Annotated in this window: 15 protein-coding genes; 13 read left to right on the top strand and 2 right to left on the bottom strand. The window is 64.6% G+C overall.

What is annotated here, in order from left to right; all coding sequences use genetic code 11:
- Nucleotides 1–223 precede the first annotated feature (223 nt).
- Nucleotides 224–475: a helix-turn-helix domain-containing protein gene (locus tag ACZ5M6_RS10860; protein ID WP_161639113.1), complete on the bottom strand. Its 252-nt coding sequence runs from the start codon at nt 473–475 to the stop codon at nt 224–226.
- Nucleotides 476–573: 98 nt separating this feature from the next.
- On the opposite strand from ACZ5M6_RS10860, the gene ACZ5M6_RS10855 reads away from it, so the two are divergent.
- The 7 genes from ACZ5M6_RS10855 to ACZ5M6_RS10825 all read left to right on the top strand — a co-directional run bounded on the left by ACZ5M6_RS10855 (nt 574) and on the right by ACZ5M6_RS10825 (nt 10,872).
- Nucleotides 574–1,158: a hypothetical protein gene (locus ACZ5M6_RS10855; protein ID WP_161639112.1), complete on the top strand. Its 585-nt coding sequence runs from the start codon at nt 574–576 to the stop codon at nt 1,156–1,158.
- A gap of 816 nt (nt 1,159–1,974) precedes the next feature.
- Entirely contained in the window at nt 1,975–2,430 is a 456-nt protein-coding gene (locus ACZ5M6_RS10850) for a hypothetical protein (RefSeq protein WP_464158568.1), read from the top strand.
- A 112-nt stretch (nt 2,431–2,542) separates the two neighbouring features.
- Nucleotides 2,543–3,811, top strand: coding sequence for a TolC family protein (locus ACZ5M6_RS10845; protein ID WP_243637691.1), 1,269 nt, complete (start codon nt 2,543–2,545; stop codon nt 3,809–3,811).
- Nucleotides 3,808–5,073, top strand: a complete 1,266-nt coding sequence (locus ACZ5M6_RS10840) for an efflux RND transporter periplasmic adaptor subunit (protein WP_125901848.1) — start codon at nt 3,808–3,810, stop codon at nt 5,071–5,073. The genes ACZ5M6_RS10845 and ACZ5M6_RS10840 overlap by 4 nt, the downstream gene beginning before the upstream one ends.
- A gap of 14 nt (nt 5,074–5,087) precedes the next feature.
- Entirely contained in the window at nt 5,088–8,276 is a 3,189-nt protein-coding gene (locus tag ACZ5M6_RS10835; RefSeq protein WP_161639110.1) for an efflux RND transporter permease subunit, read from the top strand.
- Nucleotides 8,276–10,186, top strand: coding sequence for a HupE/UreJ family protein (locus tag ACZ5M6_RS10830; RefSeq protein WP_464158566.1), 1,911 nt, complete (start codon nt 8,276–8,278; stop codon nt 10,184–10,186). The genes ACZ5M6_RS10835 and ACZ5M6_RS10830 overlap by 1 nt, the downstream gene beginning before the upstream one ends.
- Nucleotides 10,187–10,200: 14 nt before the next feature.
- The gene (locus ACZ5M6_RS10825) at nt 10,201–10,872 is read left to right on the top strand and encodes a transmembrane anchor protein (RefSeq protein WP_161639109.1); all 672 of its coding nucleotides are present in this window, start codon (nt 10,201–10,203) and stop codon (nt 10,870–10,872) included.
- A gap of 76 nt (nt 10,873–10,948) precedes the next feature.
- On the opposite strand, the gene ACZ5M6_RS10820 is transcribed toward ACZ5M6_RS10825, so the two are convergent.
- The gene (locus ACZ5M6_RS10820) at nt 10,949–12,274 is read right to left on the bottom strand and encodes an MFS transporter (RefSeq protein ID WP_464158564.1); all 1,326 of its coding nucleotides are present in this window, start codon (nt 12,272–12,274) and stop codon (nt 10,949–10,951) included.
- 56 nt (nt 12,275–12,330) lie between these two features.
- On the opposite strand from ACZ5M6_RS10820, the gene ACZ5M6_RS10815 reads away from it, so the two are divergent.
- The 6 genes from ACZ5M6_RS10815 to qatD all read left to right on the top strand — a co-directional run bounded on the left by ACZ5M6_RS10815 (nt 12,331) and on the right by qatD (nt 18,116).
- The gene (locus ACZ5M6_RS10815; RefSeq protein ID WP_464158563.1) at nt 12,331–12,690 is read left to right on the top strand and encodes a MerC domain-containing protein; all 360 of its coding nucleotides are present in this window, start codon (nt 12,331–12,333) and stop codon (nt 12,688–12,690) included.
- A gap of 66 nt (nt 12,691–12,756) precedes the next feature.
- On the top strand, nt 12,757–13,032 hold the full coding sequence (locus tag ACZ5M6_RS10810) for a metal-sensing transcriptional repressor (RefSeq protein ID WP_125901854.1): 276 nt from the start codon (nt 12,757–12,759) through the stop codon (nt 13,030–13,032).
- Between the two features lie 371 nt (nt 13,033–13,403).
- Nucleotides 13,404–15,257: a KAP family P-loop NTPase fold protein gene (locus ACZ5M6_RS10805; RefSeq protein ID WP_161639405.1), complete on the top strand. Its 1,854-nt coding sequence runs from the start codon at nt 13,404–13,406 to the stop codon at nt 15,255–15,257.
- Entirely contained in the window at nt 15,257–16,123 is an 867-nt protein-coding gene (gene qatB / locus ACZ5M6_RS10800) for a Qat anti-phage system associated protein QatB (protein WP_125901856.1), read from the top strand. Before ACZ5M6_RS10805 ends, qatB begins: the two co-directional genes overlap by 1 nt.
- Nucleotides 16,120–17,388 carry a Qat anti-phage system QueC-like protein QatC gene (gene qatC / locus ACZ5M6_RS10795; RefSeq protein WP_125901857.1) on the top strand — a complete coding sequence of 423 codons (1,269 nt, stop codon included), beginning with the start codon at nt 16,120–16,122 and terminating at the stop codon, nt 17,386–17,388. The genes qatB and qatC overlap by 4 nt, the downstream gene beginning before the upstream one ends.
- Nucleotides 17,385–18,116, top strand: a complete 732-nt coding sequence (gene qatD, locus ACZ5M6_RS10790) for a Qat anti-phage system TatD family nuclease QatD (RefSeq protein ID WP_125901858.1) — start codon at nt 17,385–17,387, stop codon at nt 18,114–18,116. The genes qatC and qatD overlap by 4 nt, the downstream gene beginning before the upstream one ends.
- Nucleotides 18,117–18,743: the final 627 nt, after the last annotated feature.

The following is an 18,743-nucleotide window of genomic DNA, read 5'->3' as shown; positions in this document are numbered from 1 at the left end:
CCAAATCTGGACCTGTGAGCGTCGCTACAAGGTTGCAGGTAGCGGAAGCGCGCGTACGCACACTCGAACGGCAAAACAAATTACTTGTAGCTGGGATGAGAGCATCGCTGCTTGCCATCGGGCGGATCGGAGGCGCCACTGCTTGGCAGGAGCATTTTCCAACCTACTCAGCCGCCTTCAAGGAGTTGAACGCCTTGGGCGCGATTCCCTCTGCGACGGTTACTCAGCTACGTTCCGTGTCTGAATCTGCTACCGGCCGCAAAAGCAACCAAGCCTCGACACCCAGCCCCGCCGCTAACGACGCAATGCTGTCGATGGACAAGTTGCGCTCTGATCGCTCCACAGAGCCAACATAGGTGCGATGCAGTTCGGAGGCCGCGCCGAGGTCCTCTTGGCTAAGCCGACGTTCGTGTCGAATACGCCTCACGTTCGCCGCCACTATGGCGCGTAGCGCATTTCCCCTTCCGACCGACATGGCGTTGAGAGTCGATGGGTGATGACTTTACGTCGACAGCCGTTAAGTAGCACCTCATGGCGTCAGCTTCTCATACCTCTTCACTTGACGATCGCGCGATGATCGACATCCACCTCTCCGGCGCCATTTATGACGACCTTCGCCGGGCGGCGGAAGATTTGCGAGCACCTCTTGACGCCGTGATCACCGACCTGCTGTCGGATCGGGTCGCGTTGGGGCTACAGGCCCCCTCATCTGAATGGCGCGCCATCCCCGCCGTGATCGCCACACTATCAGTACCTCTACCCGACAAACTGCTCTCCGAACTTCACATGCTCGCGTCGGGAGCAGGCCAGCAGTTGCCTGTTGTCATCTACAACCTCCTGAACGTAGCCCTTCCTTCAGAGCCGCCTCCCCTCCCCCTCGGTTATCTTCGCACCGAGCCTGGTCGAGGTAGGGTTTTCGGTATGTATTTCGAGATCGCCGGTTTCCAGTATGCCCTGCTTCGTCATCTGGCAGGCGACCATCTCAGCGTTAGGCAAATAATGGATGTGGCCTTCATATCGCTTGCACGTCTTGCGGCGAGTTCCGGAAGTCTGAACGGCCACGAGATTTCTGCAACCGCACGACAATTCGCGATGAAAGTGATGATGATCGAAAACAGGAGACGCGCCCCCGGGAAATCGTCACCTGCACCATCATAGGCACTAAACGAAATGAGGGTGCGCGGCGCATTGGGTAGCAGTTAGCGGTGTAAATCAGGGCCGGTTTCGATGGCGAATTTCGTTTTCGTAGAACTACAGGCGTAGATCATGCAAATCTGGTTGCCATTATGGGCGTTGCGACGCTTGGCTCGCGATAATCCATGGTTGCTTTCCACCGACGGCGAGGTGAAACGCTCTCTAAGCATTCCTGTTTTCGGGCTTGGGACATTGGAACTGCGGGGAACGATGTCCCTTTCCGAGAAGCAGCGGCAAAGACTCATTGGCGAAAGGAGACGCCGATCATAGGCCTACGCGTCGGCATCATACGCCCGCGCCGTCTTCACGTCTTCTTGACGAAAGCAGCCGGGACGGAGCCAATAACAGACTACTTCCAGACCTTTCTGATTAACCCAACCAACCAGACGCACCCGAACCGAAACCCTGGGGGGCTACGAGTTCACGGTGGCGATCCAGAGACGCTCGGCAGGATCGGACGGATTTCGGATTAGGCCTTGCGAAGCCTAGAGCGATAGATCGCCGCGCCGAGCGCGATGGGGACCACAGCGAGAGCCGACATTTCGACAGCCTCCACATCGGACGGCCGATGCTCACGCCCCAGAGGATGAATATCACCGCTGAGAGCACGGAGCTCCCGATCAGAACACCGCCTGCCAGTTGGGGTGAACTACCGGACATCACTCTCATCACGGCTCTCCCTGTTCGAGAGGCAAAACTAACCGCGTTGCGTAAAGACGTGCCCAATGCATCGTCATCACCCAAGGCTCGTCAGGGACAATCTGCCTCAGGAGCGCCCCATTGCTGAAACTCCGCGTTCAGCGTAAGCGGAGGCTTCGGGGTATTTCATTGTCGCACCTTGCTCGCCAGTTCTGCGTCGGCCTAGCCGTGACCCTCATGGTCGCGCTGCAGGGCTTTGGCGCGATCAGCGCCGAGCACAAGATCGAACATGCGGTGCAGTTCCCCGGCGTCACCTATGTCGAAATCGCCGCCGACGATCATGACCATGATCGCCGGGCTATCGACGCCCTGCCGGGCGATACCGCCTTCGACGTCGCCGATAGCGATATCGGCGAGAAGCCAATCAAACCGCACCACCACCACGGTGGAGCCGACCAGCATCTGGTCATCGGCGCCGACCTGCCGTCGATCGGCGGTTCCATAATCCATGTCGCGCGTCTCGGGCCAGCGCCCGATTCCGTGCCGCCGGGCGCCCTGGTCGACGCCCCGCACCAACCTCCGAAACAGAACGCCTGATCGCCTGAAAAGCTGATCCTGCGCGGCCGTTCGGCTGCGCGCGTCCTGTCGGAGAAATTCCTTGATACGTCCTCAGTCCGGCCCCGCCGGATGGCGAGGCCGAGGCGCGGCTGTGTCCGCCCTGGTGCTCGTCACGGCCGCGACCTTGTTGCCGCCTTCGGCTGCGCTCGCGCAGTCGCCCGCTGCGCCTGCCTCATCGGCGGCGCCCCTTATGGATCTCGATGCGGCCTTGCGCCGCGCGATCGCCGCCGACCCGGCCCGCGCCGGTCTCGAAGCGCGTCTTCGCGCCGTCGAGGCTGGGGTTCGCCAAGCCGGCGTGCGCCCCAACCCCACCCTTGGCCTGATGGTCGAGAATCTGCCGACCTTCGGCGCCGGTTCCTTCATCGACCTGACCCAGACCACCCTGACCTATGATCAGAGGCTGGAACGCGGCGGCGATCGACCCGCGCGTTCCACCCTGGCGCGCAGCGAAGGCCTGCTGGTCGTCGCCGAGGCGCGGGTGGCCCAGCTCGACAGGCTGGAACTGGTCCAACGCGCCTGGACCGACGCCCTAGCCGCCGCCGCCCAGGTGGAGATCGCCCGCGAACGGCTGGATCTGGCCGAACGTTTCCAGGCCGAGGTGCAGCGGCGCGTCAACGCCGCCCGCGATCCTCTGTTCGCCGGCGCTCGCGCCGAGGCGGAACTGGCCCAGGCCCAGATCGAATTCGATCAGGCCGAGGTCGCGGCCCGCCTCGCCCGCATCGTGCTGGCGAAGTTCTGGGACGGCGTCGCCGATTTCTCGGTCGGCCGCGCCGCCTTCGAGGACACCAGCGCTTCGCGGATCGCGGCGGGCGAGGTTTCGCCGGCCGACCTAGAGGTCTTCCAGGCGCGTCGGGCCATCGCCGAAGCCCAGGTTCGCGTCGAAGAGGCGCGCGCCGTGGCCGACCCGACCGTCAGCGTCGGCGTGCGGCACATGTGGGACAACGACGTCTCTCTGGTGTTCGGGGGCAGCATTCCCCTGCAGCGTTACGACAAGAACCAGGGCGCAATCGATCGCGCACGCGCCGAAGGCGTCGCCGCCCAGGCGGACATGAACGCGCGCCGGATCGAACTGGATCGCGAGATCGCTCGGCTGCAGGTCCTGCTTCTGACCCAGGCCAACGAAGCGCGGCGGATATCCGAAGAAACCCTGCCCCAGGCGGAACGGGCGGTGACCCTGGTCCGCGAAGGCTTCGCCCGAGGGGGCTTCACCTACAACGACGTCATGTCCGCCCATACGGCCCTTCTGCAGGCCCGCGCCCGACGCGTGGCCGTGCTGCAGGCCTTCCACAACGACCGCGCCCGCCTCGACCGGCTGACCGGCGCGCACGCTGGCCTGATCGGCCTGGAGACCCAACCATGAACAGCATCCGAACCCCCAGGCTCGCCTATGGCGCGGCCGTGACCGTCCTCGCACTGGCGCTGGCGTCCTGCGGCGGCGGCGCGGAAAAGGCGGAACCGACCGCCGAGGAGGCGGCGGCTGCGGCCGCCGACTACGAGCGCGGCCCGCACAACGGTCGTCTGCTGCGCGACGGCGATTTCGCTCTCGAAGTGACTATCTACGAAGAAGGTCCCGAACCGCTCTTCCGCCTCTATCCCTACCAGAACGACAAGCCGCTCGATCCGCGTCAGGTCCAGGTCACTATGGCCCTGAGCCGCCTGGGACCGAAAGTGGATCGGTTCGTCTTCACGCCAGAGAACGACTATCTGGCCAGCCCCGGCGTCGTGTTCGAGCCTCACTCGTTCGACGTCTCGGTCAATGCGGTTCGCGCCGGCAATCGGTCTAACTGGACCTATCAATCCTATGAAGGACGGACCACGATCACCGCGCAGGCGGCCCAGGCCGGCGGCGTGACGACAGAACGGGTCGGACCGGCGGTGCTGGGGGAGACCTTGCCGCTCAACGGCCGGGTCGAGATCAAGCCTGAAGGCAAGGCCGAGGTCCACGCCCGTTATCCGGGCCGGATCGTCTCCATGAACGTGGAACTGGGTCAGTCGGTCCGGCGCGGCCAGGTCCTGGCGCGCGTCGAGTCCAGCGAAAGCCTGCAGACCTATACGGTCACGGCGCCGATCTCGGGCGTGATCACGGTCAAGAACGCCAACCCCGGCCAGATCACCGGCGGCGGCCAGCCCATGCTGGAGATCGGCGACCCGTCTCAACTGCACGCGGAGTATTTCCTCTATCCGCGTGACGCCGAACGGGTCCGTGTCGGCCAGCGTGTCGAGGTCAAGAGCCTGGCCGGCGATAGCCGGACCATGGCGACGATCGAGGCCATCCTGCCGTCGGCGGACGTGATGAGCCAGACGATGGTGGCCCATGTCCATCTGCCGGCCCAGTCGGGCGCCTGGCGGCCGGGTCTGGGCGTATCGGGCGTAGTCCAGGTCGGCACGGGCGAAGTCCCGCTGGCGGTCAGGACCAAGGCTCTGCAGCCGTTCCGCGACTTCACCGTCGTCTACGCCAAGGTAGGCGACACCTACGAGGTGCGGATGCTCGATCTGGGTCGTCGCACCGACGAGTGGACCGAGGTTCTCGGCGGCATTGAGCCCGGCACGACCTATGTCGTTGACGGCGCTTTCCTCATTCGCGCGGACATCGACAAGTCCGGCGCGAGCCACGACCACTAAGGGGCGCGCGCATCATGCTTGAACGCATCATCGCGCTATCGATCCGGTTCCGCTGGGTCGTCATGGCGCTCGTCCTGGTCGCGGCGGCGGTCGGCGTCTGGAGTTTCCAGAAGCTGCCTATCGACGCCACGCCCGACATCACCAACGTTCAGATTCAGATCAACACGGAGGCGCCCGGCTATTCGCCGCTCGAAGCCGAACAACGCATCACCTTCCCAGTCGAGACCGCCATCGCAGGCGTTCCCGGCCTCAGCTATACCCGATCCGTCTCGCGCTACGGCCTGAGCCAGGTCACGGTCGTCTTCGAGGACGGCACGGACATCTACCGGGCGCGCCAACTGGTCAACGAGCGGCTGCAGAGCGCGCTCGGTCAGTTGCCGCCGGGTCTGTCGCCGGAACTCGGCCCTATCGCCACGGGGCTGGGCGAGATCTTCATGTACACGATCGAGGCCGAGCCCAACGCCCGCAAGTCGGACGGCACGGCCTATACGCCCGAGGACCTGCGCACCCTGCAGGACTGGGTCATCCGTCCGCAGATGCGCAACACGCCCGGCGTCACCGAGGTCAACACCATCGGGGGCTTCGTGCGCGAGTACCACGTCACCCCCTACCCCGAACGGCTCTCGGCCTTCGGCGTGACCATGGGCGAGGTGGTCGAAGCGCTGGAGCGCAACAACGCCAATGTCGGCGCCGGCTATGTCGAGCGTTTCGGCGAGCAATGGCTGATCCGCGTGCCGGGCCAGGCCTCCACCCAGGAAGACCTGTCCAACATCGTCATCGCGACGCGCGGCGGGGTTCCGATTCGGGTGGCGGAAGTCGCGGACGTCGGTCTGGGCGAGGAACTTCGCACCGGGGCTGCGACCGAGAACGGCAAGGAGACAGTGCTGGCCACCGTCCTGATGCTGGCCGGAGAGAACAGCCGCGTGGTCGCCCAGGCGGCTGCGGCGCGGCTGGAGGAAGCCGCCAAGGCCCTGCCCAAGGGCGTGGTCGCCTCGCCCGTCTATGACCGCACCGACCTGGTCGAGCGGGCCATCAAGACGGTCGAGAAGAACCTGGTCGAAGGGGCCCTTCTGGTCATCGTCGTCCTGTTCCTGCTGCTCGGCAACATCCGGGCGGCCCTGATCACGGCGGCGGTCATCCCGATCACCATGTTGATGACCATCACCGGCATGGTTCAGGCCGGGGTCTCCGGCAATCTGATGAGCCTGGGCGCCCTGGACTTCGGTCTGATCGTCGACGGCGCCGTCATCATCGTCGAGAACTGTCTGCGTCGCTTCGCCGAAGCCCAGCACCACAAAGGCGGTCTGCTGACCCGCGAGGAACGGTTCAGCCTCGCGGCCTCGGCCTCCAGCGAGGTGATCCGACCGTCCCTGTTCGGCGTGCTGATCATCACCCTGGTCTATGTGCCGATCTTCGCGCTGGACGGCGTGGAGGGCAAAACCTTCCACCCGATGGCCATCACCGTGGTCATCGCCCTGACCGGCGCCCTGGTCCTGTCGCTGACCTTCGTGCCGGCGGCCGTGGCGATGTTCGTCACCGGCAAGGTTCAGGAGAAGGACAGCTTCCTGATGCGCTGGGCGCGGACCGGCTATCAGCCGGCCCTCGACTTCGCGCTGAAGGCGCGCGTCCTGATGGTCGGCGCCGCCGTCGCCCTGGTGGCGATCTCGGGCCTGATCGCTTCTCGGATGGGTTCGGAATTCGTGCCGAACCTCGACGAAGGCGACATCGCCATGCACGCCCTGCGCATCCCCGGAACCAGCCTGAGCCAGGCCATCCAGATGCAGACAGCGGTCGAGGCGCGTCTGGCGAAGTTCCCGGAAGTGGAGCGTGTCGTCGCCAAGATCGGCACCGCCGAAGTGGCGACCGATCCCGTCCCGCCCTCGGTTGCGGACACCTTCATCCTACTGAAGGATCGCAAGGACTGGCCGGATTCGAGAAAGCCCAAGCTCCAGCTCGTTCGCGAGATGGAGGAGGCGGTCAACGAAATCCCCGGCAGCAAGTACGAGTTCACCCAGCCGATCCAGATGCGGTTCAACGAACTGCTCAGCGGCGTCCGCGCCGACGTGGCCATCAAGGTTCACGGCGATGATCTGGATCAGCTGGTGCAACTCGGCTCGCAGATCGAGGAGATCGTCGGCGCCATTCCCGGCGCGGCCGACCCGCAGTCCGAGCAGGTCACCGGCCTGCCCATGCTGCAGATCACGCCTGACCGCTCCGCCATCGCCCGCCTGGGCCTGAGCATCGACGATGTTCAGTCCGTCATCGCCACCTCCATGGGCGGGACGACGGCCGGACAGATCTTCGAGGGCGACCGACGTTTCGACATCGTCGTGCGAATGCCCGAGGACCTTCGCTCGGACACCGACGCCATCGGCCGCATCCAGGTGCCGGTGCCGGCGATCGACGGTCAGCCGCGCGGCTTCGTGCCGCTCAGCGAGATCGCCACGATCGGGCTTGAAACGGGACCCAACCAGATCAGCCGCGAGGACGGGAAGCGACGCATCGTCGTCACCGCCAACGTCCGTAACCGCGACCTAGGTTCCTTCATCGGAGAGGCCCAGGAGCGGATCGAAAGCGAGGTCGAACTGCCCGCCGGCTACTGGGTCACCTACGGCGGCACCTTCGAACAGCTGATCTCAGCCGCCAAACGGCTGCAACTGGTCGTTCCTGCGGTGCTGTTGCTGATCTTCGGCCTGTTGTTCGCACTGTTCCGCTCCTGGAAGGACAGCGCCATTGTCTTCTCCGGCGTACCCCTGGCGCTGACCGGCGGAGTGGCGGCTCTGGCCCTGCGCGGTCTGCCCCTGTCGATCTCGGCCGGCGTCGGCTTCATCGCTCTATCGGGCGTGGCCGTGCTGAACGGGGTTGTGATGGTGACCTTCATCCGGTCGCTGATCCAGGAGGGCAAGCCGGTCGGAGAAGCGATCCGCGACGGCGCCCTGACCCGGCTTCGGCCGGTTCTGATGACCGCCCTGGTCGCCAGCCTGGGCTTCGTGCCGATGGCGATCAATGTCGGCGCAGGCGCGGAAGTCCAGCGTCCGCTGGCCACCGTGGTCATCGGCGGCATCGTCTCCTCGACAGTGCTGACCCTGCTGGTCCTGCCGGCCCTCTACAGCCTGGTTCACGGTCGTGACGGAACGAGCGATCGTCCGCGCACGACCTGGATGGATCGTCTGCCGTTCCACATAGGGCGTCGGAACGGCTGATGACCCGCGCTCTTTTCCCGAAGAGCGCGGGCGGCGCCGACGCGGCTTCTCCCGCCGCGTCGGCGCATGCCTTCCCCGATCGGATGCCGGCCCTGACCAGCATCCGATTTTGGCTCGCGCTCGGCGTCGTCCTGTTCCACTACCAACTCAACATGGTGCCCCAGGGTGGAACCGGCGTCGCCCTGATCGAGCGTGCCCGTCTGGCTGTCGATTTCTTCTTCATACTTTCGGGCTTTGTCCTGGCGCACGTCTATGGGCGCCAGGTGCGCGAGGGCCGCTACAGCCATGGGCGGTTCCTGATCGCCCGGCTGGCGCGGATCTATCCGGCCCATTTCGCCATGATGATGGTGATGGCGGCCGTCGCCTCCATCGCCGTCCTCTTGGGGCAACCCTTCGATTCCGACAGCTATTCCCTGTCGGGGTTCGGCTCGGCGATGTTGTTGACCCACGCTTGGTTCGTGGCGAAGGCGCCCAACGAATGGAACGGACCGTCCTGGTCGCTTTCCGCCGAATGGGCGGCCTATCTGGCCTTTCCGGTCTTCGCCTGGATCGGCCTGAAGGCGCGCCGCAACGCCTGGGTCACCTTGACCTTGGCGGTGGCGCTCTTCCTGGGGTCGGACGCCTTCTACAGGGCGCGGTTCGGTGAGGTTCTGACCCATGCCGAACTGGTTCTCGGCGTGCTCAGGATCGCACCTGAGTTCCTGTTCGGCATCGGCCTTTATCAGGTTGGATGTCGGTTCAAACCGTCCGAGACGACCGCCCGGTTGATCGCGGCCGGCGCCCTGACCGCATTGCTGGTTCTTATGCAGTCGTCTGCGGACGAACGGTTAACGGTCCTCGTCTGCGGCTTCGTCGTGCTGTCGCTCGCCTTGCTGGCCAAGACCGACTCGGACGAGTGGGCGGCGCATCCCCTGGCGTTGGAGGCAGGCGAAGCCTCCTACGCCCTCTACCTCGTGCATCTGCCCCTGCTCATCGTCTGGAAGAACGCCATGGCGATGATCCGGGGTGGGGACAGCCGCTACCTTCTGCCCTGGTGGGAGGCCGGCGTGCTTCTGGCGATCACCCTGGTCGCCGCCTTTGTCCTGCACCGTTTCTGGGAACGTCCCGCCAGACTTTGGGTCAGGCGGGCCCTTCCTGGCGTCTTCCTCTTGGGACGACGCTTCTCCCTCCCCCCAATCGAAAGGTCTAAAATGACGTCCTCCTTGGGTCGTTTGCTTCGATCTCCATGGACCTTTGCGGTCATGGTGATTCTCTTCCTCTTCATCGAAGGCGCGATGACCAGCGCCTTCGCCCACGGCGTCGCCGAGGGCGACAAGGGCTATATCCAGGAGACTTCCGGCTTCCTGTTCTGGCCCTTCGTCTATCTGGGCGCCAAGCACATGGTCACCGGTTACGACCACCTGTTGTTCCTGTTCGGCGTGATCTTCTTCCTCTACCGGATGAAGGACATCAGCATCTATGTGACGCTGTTCGCGATCGGCCACTCCTCGACCCTGCTGCTGGGCGTGCTGACCGACATCAGCGTCTCCAGCTATCTGGTCGACGCCATCATCGGCCTGTCGGTCGTCTACAAGGCGCTCGACAACATGGGCGCCTTCCAGAGGTGGTTCGGGCTCCAGCCGTCGACCAAGGGCGCGACCCTGATCTTCGGTCTGTTCCACGGCTTCGGCCTCGCCACCAAGCTGCAGGACTTCAACCTGTCACCTGACGGTCTGATCCCGAACCTGATCGCCTTCAACATCGGCGTCGAGATCGGCCAACTTCTCGCTCTGGGCGGCATCCTGATCCTGATGGGCTTCTGGCGTCAGTCGAACAGCTTCTGGAAACACGGCTACCTCACCCAGGTCGTCCTAATGACCTGCGGCTTCATCCTGATGGGCTATCAGCTCGTCGGCTTCTTCGTCATGTGATCGGAGACACCTCCATGTACAACGCAAACCGTCCCGCCCGTTCCGACCTGCCGACCACGGGTCAGCTTCTCAAGTCCACCGGTATCGCCGCAGCCGTCGCTTCGGTCCTTCTCGTGACCGTGGTGCTGCCCAGCGAGTACGGCGTCGATCCGACCCGGATCGGCTCGGTGTTCGGCCTGACCGAAATGGGCCGTATCAAGGTGCAACTCGCCGCCGAGGCGGAGGCCGACGCCGCTGCAGACGCGGCCGCTGCGTCCGGCCTGTCGGAGGCCCCGCCGCTCGACGTCGCGACGCCTTCTGCAGGGGGGGCGGCTCCCGTTGCGCCCATCCAAGCTGCACCTGCGCAGGCCGCCTCGACGCCTGCCGCCGAAGTGCGAAACGATGAGACCGTGATCACGCTCGCTCCCGATCAGGGCGCCGAGATCAAGCTGGTGATGGCCGAAGGCGCCAAGGCGCGGTTCACCTGGCTCAGCAGCGGGGGCAAGATCAACTTCGACACCCATGCCGACCGGCCGGGCCTGTCCTACCACGGCTACGGCAAGGGGTCGGCGCAGCAACAGTCCGGCGAACTGACGGCGGCCTTCACGGGCAGTCACGGCTGGTTCTGGCGCAACCGCACGGGTGAGCCGGTGACCATCACCCTGCGCACCCAGGGCGCCTATACCGAGATCAAGCGGGTGGTCTGACACCGGCTTGTGCGGCCCGCCCTTGAGGGCGGGTCGCTGGGTTGGCGGAGCGTTCCTGCTTGCGCTCCGCCAACGCCTAAGATTTCGGCCAGCGTCTGTGCCGATCGTCGATGACCACAGGGTGAGCGTGCGCCGCGCCCGCTCCATCCGGCGTCATGCCTTCCTTCAGATGTGGATCGTCGGCCGCCAGGTTATCGTGGCTGTGCAGCAGGTTCAGCGGATCGTGCGCGGGCCAGATGGACAGGGCGACCACGACGCCCAGACCGCACAGCCCGGCCAGGACCATGAAGGCCGTCCTCGGATCGGCTTCGGCCGAAACCAGGCCCGCGACGGGATAGGCGACCAGCCAGCAGGCATGGGACAGGGCGAACTGGGCCGCGAACAGGGCCGGCCGATCCTCGGGCGCCGCCGACCGGCGCAAGGCCCGCCCCGCCGGCGTGATGGTCAGAGAGTAGCCGAACCCCATCGCGATCCACAGGCCGATCAGGATCGGATAGGTGTCGGCGACGATGGCGCCCGCCGCCAGAACCGCCGTCATTAGTCCCGCCCCCAGGACCATGGCCGTCCGATCGGTCACGCTGTGCAGCAGACGAGGCAGCACGACGGCGGCCGTCATCGACCCCCCGCCGAAGGCCGCCAGCGCCCAGGCCGTGGCTTGTTGCGACAGACCGAAGTTGGACTGCACCAGAACAACCGTATTGACGAACACCATGGCGCCGCCGGCGGCCGTCGCCAGGCTGATCGCCAACAAGCCGCGCAGTCGGGGCGTGAAGGCGAACAGACGCACACCTCCGGTCAGACGACGCAGGAAAGGCAGGGGCCGAGTGTCCGACGGACGCGGCAGGATCGCCGTCACGACGAAACCTGCGGACAGGACAAAGCCCAGTGCCGTGCCGACGAAGAGGTTGTTGTAGCTGATGACCGCCAGCAGCAGGGCGGCGACGATGGGACTGGCGACGCTTTCCAGATCGGCGGCGAGGCGCGAGAGCGACAGCGCCTTGGTGTATTCGGCCTCGTCCGACAGGATGTCCGGGATCATCGCCTGGAAGGCCGGCGTGAAGGCGGCCGACGCGACATACAGCACCGTCATCAGGGCGTAGACCTGCCACGCCTCGCCCACGAACGGCAGGACGACGGCCACGCCCGCGCGAACGAGATCGAGGCCGACCAGCAGAGTCTTGCGCGGCAGCTTCGCCGCCAAGGCGCTCGCGAAGGGCGCGACGCCGATATAGGCGATCATCTTGATGGCCAGGGCCGCCCCGAGGATCTCGCCCGCATTGGCGCCGGCGAGGTCATGAGCGAGCAGCCCCAGCGCTACCGTCGCCATCCCCGTTCCGAGCAGGGCCGAAACCTGGGCGATGAAGAGATGACGATATGCGGCGTTACGAAGCGGAGAGAACATCTTTCAATGCCTGACTTACGGAGATAAACGTTACAGGGTAACATCGGAGTATGTCGTTGTCGGAAGCCTTTACGCCTCGCAGGTCTGGAGACGTCCTGGGCGCCGGTCTGTCCGTGATGTGCCTGCTGCACTGTCTGACGGCTCCCGTGCTGGTCAGCGTGCTGCCGCTGGTCGGCCTGGCGACGACCGAATGGCTGCACGGCGTCTTCGCTCTGGTGGCGGCCGCCTTCGCCTACGGATCGATCCTGCGCCGGCCAGACATCGCGACCGCGATCAAGACGGTCGCCGTCTTCGGGGTTTCGCTTCTGGTGTTCGGCGCCACCGAACTCATGGGGCACGGCTGGACAGTGGGGAGCACGGTTCTAGGTTCGCTTCTCCTCATCTCGGCGCACGTCGTTTCCCTTCGTCGGGTCTGATCCGCGCGCCCCACGGACTGGAATTTCATCTTGCCTTATCCTCTCCGGGGGGATAGGTCAAATTCCATGGCACACGTATCCCACGCCTCGCACCCCGACATCATCAAGCGGCTCAAGCGGGCCGAAGGGCACCTTCGCACGGTCATCGGCATGATCGAGGCCGAGCGGTCGTGCCTCGACCTCGCCCAGCAACTGCATGCGATCGAAAAAGCTGTCGCCGCCGCGAAGAAGACGTTAATCCACGATCACATCGACCATTGCCTGGCGCACGCGGCCGAAGGCGACCGGGCGGAGGCGCGTCAGGCTGTCGGAGAGTTTCGCGAGATCACGAAGTATCTGTGAGATCGAAAGGCGCAACCGAGAACAAATCTGACCTCACCCAAGATCGCCGGTGGGGTGCAGAGCCCCCTTCTCGACTGAGCTGATAGAAAGCAATGCGCCATGAGCGGACATTGTACGCCTACGCACCGTCCGATCGTCTTCGCCGTCTCTCGCGCCGACAGCCAGAAACTCCTTCACCTTGTACCGCCCGCCCTTGAAATAGTCGCGCACGGCCCAGACTGCGGCGGCCCTGCGACGCCATTTCGAAAATGGGTCGCCTCGGCAGTCAACCGACAGAAATTAACGGCGAGAGAACGATGTTTTCTCTGCATGTTTCAACTTAGCCGCTACGCGCTATGGTCGTGACTTGTCTCTGATTCGCGAGCGTGAAGATGTGGCCAGATAATGAGACCGACCGAGATTTTTTGAATTTCTCAGGCGTAGCCCAGACCGTTGGTGAGATCATTGCCCAAGCAAAAGGGCGGCCGGTTTCCATCGGCGTGTCGGGAGCATGGGGCGTCGGCAAATCGTCGATGATCAAGTTGACCCAGGCGGCCCTGACGCAGCGGATCGCCTCGCCGGGCGACCGCCCCTTCGTCTTCGTGGAATTCAACGCCTGGCTCTATCAGGGTTATGACGACGCCCGTGCGGCGCTGATGGACGTGATCGCGTCCAAGCTGGAGGACGAGGCCAAGGCTCGGGCCACGGGCCTGGACAAGGCTGCGGCCCTTCTGAAACGCGTGCGGTGGCTTCGGTTGGCGAAGTTGACGGGCGGCACGGCGATTTCCCTCGCGTTGGGCGGGCCGCCCATCGGCCTGGTCGGTGAAATCTACAATCTCGGCGTCCGGGCGCTGACCGGCGGGGTCGATCAAAAGCTACTGGAAGACGGGCAGACCAAGGCGGGTGAGGTCGCGAGGGCGTCCGAGGGGCTGCTCCATCCGGTGGCGGACTCGTCGCCCCCCAAGGAAATCCAGGCGCTCCGGGACGACTTCGAGGAGACGCTGGAGGCGTTGGGCGTGACGCTGGTTGTGCTGATCGACGACCTCGATCGCTGTCTGCCCGAAACGACCATCTCCACGCTGGAGGCCATCCGGCTGTTTCTCTTCTTGCGCAACACCGCCTTCGTGGTCGCCGCCGACACGGACATGATCAAACACGCCGTCCGCAAGCATTTCGAGGGGGTGCCCGACGAAGCCCTAATCACCAGCTATTTCGACAAGCTTATCCAGGTCCCCATCCGGGTTCCGCCTTTGGGCACCCAGGAAGTGCGGGCCTATATGATGATGCTCTACGTCGATGAGAGCAGTCTCGGGACGACCGACCGGGAACGAATCCGCGACGGCATCGCCGGCCAGCTCCAGAAGACCTGGCAAGGCAAGCGGGTTGATCGCGCCTTCGTGCAGTCGCTCGGCGTGGACCTGCCCGATGCGCTCCTTGCGCGTTTCGATACGGCCGAACGCCTCGCGCCGCTGATGACGTCGGCGGCCGGCATCTCGGGCAATCCGCGACTGATCAAGCGCTTTCTCAACGCGCTCGCCATCCGCATGACGATTTCGCGGGCTCAGGGGGTCGGTGTCGATGAAGCCGTTCTCGTCAAACTGCTGCTGTTCGAGCGGTTGGGCGACCCGACCGCCTATGCCGCGCTCGTCGGCGCCGTGACGGGCAGCGATACCGGCAAACCCGCCTTCCTGGCGGAGTGGGAGGCCAAGGCGAACGCCGGCGCGGACTTGGCGCTCGAGGCCCCGTGGGACAGTGCCTTTGTGAAGGAATGGCTGTTGCTGGCCCCGCAGTTGGCCGACCTGGATTTGCGCGGCGCCCTGTATGTGAGCCGGGAGCACGCACCGCTCATCACGCCGGAAGATCGCCTGTCGTCGGAAGCGGCGGAACTGCTCCTGGCCTTGCTCGAACATCCGGACATGGCGTCGTTGCTGAAGGATCGTCTGGTGGCAGTGCCGCGGGTCGAAACCGCGGTCATGATGGACCGCCTGCTCGCGAAGGCGCGACAGGAGCAGGAATGGGGCGTGCCGGATATTCTTGAGGCCTGTCTAACCCTCTCGAATGTGGATCCTGCACAAGGAGCCCGGATCGCAGCGTTTCTGCGCGAACGACCGCCGGCCCAGATTCGCGCCAACATCATTCCCAAGATCGGCGAACAGCCTTGGGCGAGCGCTCTGATGGACTACTGGCTGACGGCCGCGGTCTCGCCGCCGGTCAAGGCGGCGATCAAAGTGAAAAGGGGAGGCTGATGGGAACGTCCCAGTCGAGCGGGGGGCCGGGCGGCGGCGTTCCCATGGTCCCGCCCTGGACACCTGCGCCGCCGCCGGGCGGGCCGGATCCCCAACCCGATGGAGACGGCGCCAATCCAGACGCGCCGGACGCGCCGGACGCGCCGCCGGAGGCCGCTCCCGCCCCTGCTCCCGCCCCTCAACCGGCGCCGCTGGCGCCGCCAGGTCGTTTCCTGGGCGTACGCCGGAACATCGGCGAATTCGCCCGGACAGGGGACCAACGCGCCCTGCAGCGTAGTCTGGGTCAGTATGCCAGAACGGGCTACGGCGGTTCAGGCACGGCGACACGCCGCATGGGCGGCACCGCCGCCACCGCGGGGGCGCTGGCGAGCGCACTGGGCGGTCTCGCCGCGGGCGGGCCGCCGATTTCGGGCGTAGATGCCGCAAGCCTCGCGGGCAAGGACGCGGGTGAGGTCATGGACGCTCTTGTCGAGGCCGTGCGGCCGGTCGACGGGACCCAGGACGCCGAGGCGGAACGCGCCTCTATCCGCGATGCGTTGAGCGAGCTGCTGACCACCCATCCCAACGCGGACCTGGTGAATCTCTCCCCGGAGGAACGGGCGTTTGCGGTGGAGCGGTTTACCGCCAGCGACGTGTTTCGCCGGTTCGATCTGGATGTTGGCAAAGCGCTTCGCGATAGCGCTCCGTCCGCCACCACGGCCCTGGCCCGCCTGAAGGAGGTCCGCGACTACATCCGCGAAACCGTCGCCTCATCCTTCCGTAAACTGCAGCAGGCCGGGCAATCGCTAACGACCGGCCGGGTCTCCCAGATCGTGCGCGCTGCGCTACGCGAGACCTTCGTCGTCTTTGAGGGATATGGCGAATGAGGCTGATCTGCGGACCTGCCGGCTTCGACGTGGTCGGTGCGCCTGACGGGGCGATGCGTGTCACCTTGTTTGGGCAACCCGGGTCTCCGGGCCGATCGAGCGCCGGCGAGGCGGCGGCCGGAATGTTCCGGCGGCAGAAGCTACAACCCTCGCAGCGCGGATGGGATTTTCTGGCCATCGCGTTGTCGGTCGTGGCCGCTGATTTCAACGTGGTGCGGGATCGCAGCCCCGATGGATGGACGCGGGAAATCGAACTGGACATCGCCGTATCGGACCCCGCTTTCTGGCAGACCCAAGCTCCCGAACTCCAGCGCGCCCTAGCGTTCCTGACGAGCGACGTCTGGACGCTGCGGTTCGCTGCGGGCGGGTTCGCGCCAGCGAAGCTGCCCAAGCCGTTCAGGCCGGCGAATGACAGTGTAATGCTACTTTCGGGCGGACTGGACAGCTTGATCGGTGCCATCGATCTGAAGGCCGTGGGCTGGAATCCCCTTGCGGTGAGTCAGACCGTCCGGGGAGACGGCGCGAAGCAGAGGGTCTTCGCCAGTTTGCTGGGACTGAGGCACATCCAGGTCAATCCGAATGTGCAGATTCCGGAGGCGACCGAGGACTCCCAGCGCGCCCGCTCCATCGCCTTCATCGCCTTCGCGGTCGCGACAGCGACTTCCCTCGCGCCTGTGCAAGCCGGTGGAACGGTTCCGTTGTTTGTTTGCGAGAACGGCTTCATTGCGCTCAACGCACCACTGACGGGCATCCGATTGGGGAGCCTGAGCACGCGAACCGCCCACCCCGAGTATCTGGGGCGGCTACAGTCTGTCCTCGATGCTGCGGGACTGGGCGTCAAACTCACCAATCCCTACGTCGGTCTGACCAAGGGCGAGATGATGCTCCATTGCCGTGATCAGGTTCGTCTGGCTTCGCTTGCCGCAGGATCCACCAGCTGCGGGCGTTTTCAGCGTTTCGGCTATCGGCATTGCGGGCGCTGCGTCCCCTGCCAGGTTCGGCGAGCGGCTTTCATCCGGTGGGGACGCCAGGACGACACCACCTACATCTATGACAACCTTGCCAAGGATGACGCCGACCACGCGATGTTCGATGACGTGCGAGCCGTCGCCATGGCTTTGGCCTTGGCAAAGGCGAGCGGCGTCGATACCTGGATCGGCCACGCTCTTAGTTCTCCATTTCTTGATCGCGAGGCAACGCGCGGAATGTTAGAGCGCGGACTTTCAGAGTTCCGCGCCCTACATGGGGCCTATGGTGTGAAGTGATCGATCTGCACTGCCATCTGGATCTCTACCCCGATCCGGCGGCGGTGGCTGAACGTTGCGAGGCCGATGGTCTCTACGTCCTGTCGGTGACCACCACACCTTCGGCGTTCGAAGGCACCGAGGCCTTGGCCAAGGGAAAATCACGTATCCGAACCGGTTTGGGCCTGCACCCGCAGTTGGCGCACATTCGCTGCGGAGAAACGGGATTGTTTGCCGACCTACTCCCCCGCACTGCCTATGTTGGAGAGGTTGGTTTGGACGGCTCGCCGGAATGTCGGCCGTTTTGGACCGAACAGAAGGCAGTCTTTGGCGAACTCCTGCGGAACTGTGAGCGCGCTGGAGGCCGCATCTTATCGCTCCACAGCCGTCGAGCCGCGACGGCCGTTCTTGATGCACTGGAGGCCCATCCAAAGTCTGGTTCGCCAGTGTTTCATTGGTTTTCCGGAAGCGGGACCGAACTCAGACGGGCAGTAACCTCGCGAGCTTGGTTTAGCGTCGGGCCAGCAATGCTGGCGTCGGAGCGGGGACAAAAGTTGGTCGCCGCCATGCCGGTCGATCGAGTTTTGACTGAGACGGATGGCCCCTTTGCTATGGTCGATGGCGAACGTCTCATGCCTTGGGATGCCAGCTTGGCTATTACTGGTCTCGCAAAAATCTGGCGTCGGCCCGTCGAGGATGTGCGGGGACAATTGAGGGACAATCTTCGCCGCCTTGCCGCTTCGTCCTAGCACTCGAGACTATTGCGTCTCAGTCACCCAAAGCAGACTCACGGAACTGCCGCTCCGAGTCAGAAGCGGACGCCTCGCTTCGCCCCTGGCGTTTATCCACAAGCTTTCTACGTCTCGAATTTCTGGAACTTTCCCGCTTAGCAGCCACCCAAGCGGCGGCGGCCTCGCAACAGGGCCTCGGATAATGAGTGCAACGGGCTTGACCCTAAAATTGCGAGATTAATTCCAATAATTCAGCCGCCTATTTTCGCAACACGCTCCGAGACTGTGTGGTCTCGGAAGAAAGCCCAAGTTGGTCGGTGTTGCTTTGAGTTTCGCTAATCCTGAGATTTCAGCATTTCCGCAGGATTGGCGCCGTAAGCCTGAGACTCTTGTTCCGTAACGCTGAGACTGAGTTTGCAAGGCTCCCGCACCGGGCCCATCCTCGAGATGCTGCATCAGCGCCTTCGACGTACAAGTCCGCTGCGCGCTCCGCTCGATTACGCGCCAACGTCTTGACGGATTCGTGGGGCCTTGCGAGGCATGCGCAAGGACATGCGTATGGGCGGCTCAGCCCGATGATGACGGAAAAGCCACGCTCCTCTCGGCGATGGAACTCATCCTTTGCGAACTCGAGCGCCTAATGGG

The sequence above is a fragment of the Brevundimonas sp. Br13 genome (genome assembly GCF_055391505.1).
This window is presented reverse-complemented; position numbering and strand designations above follow the sequence as displayed.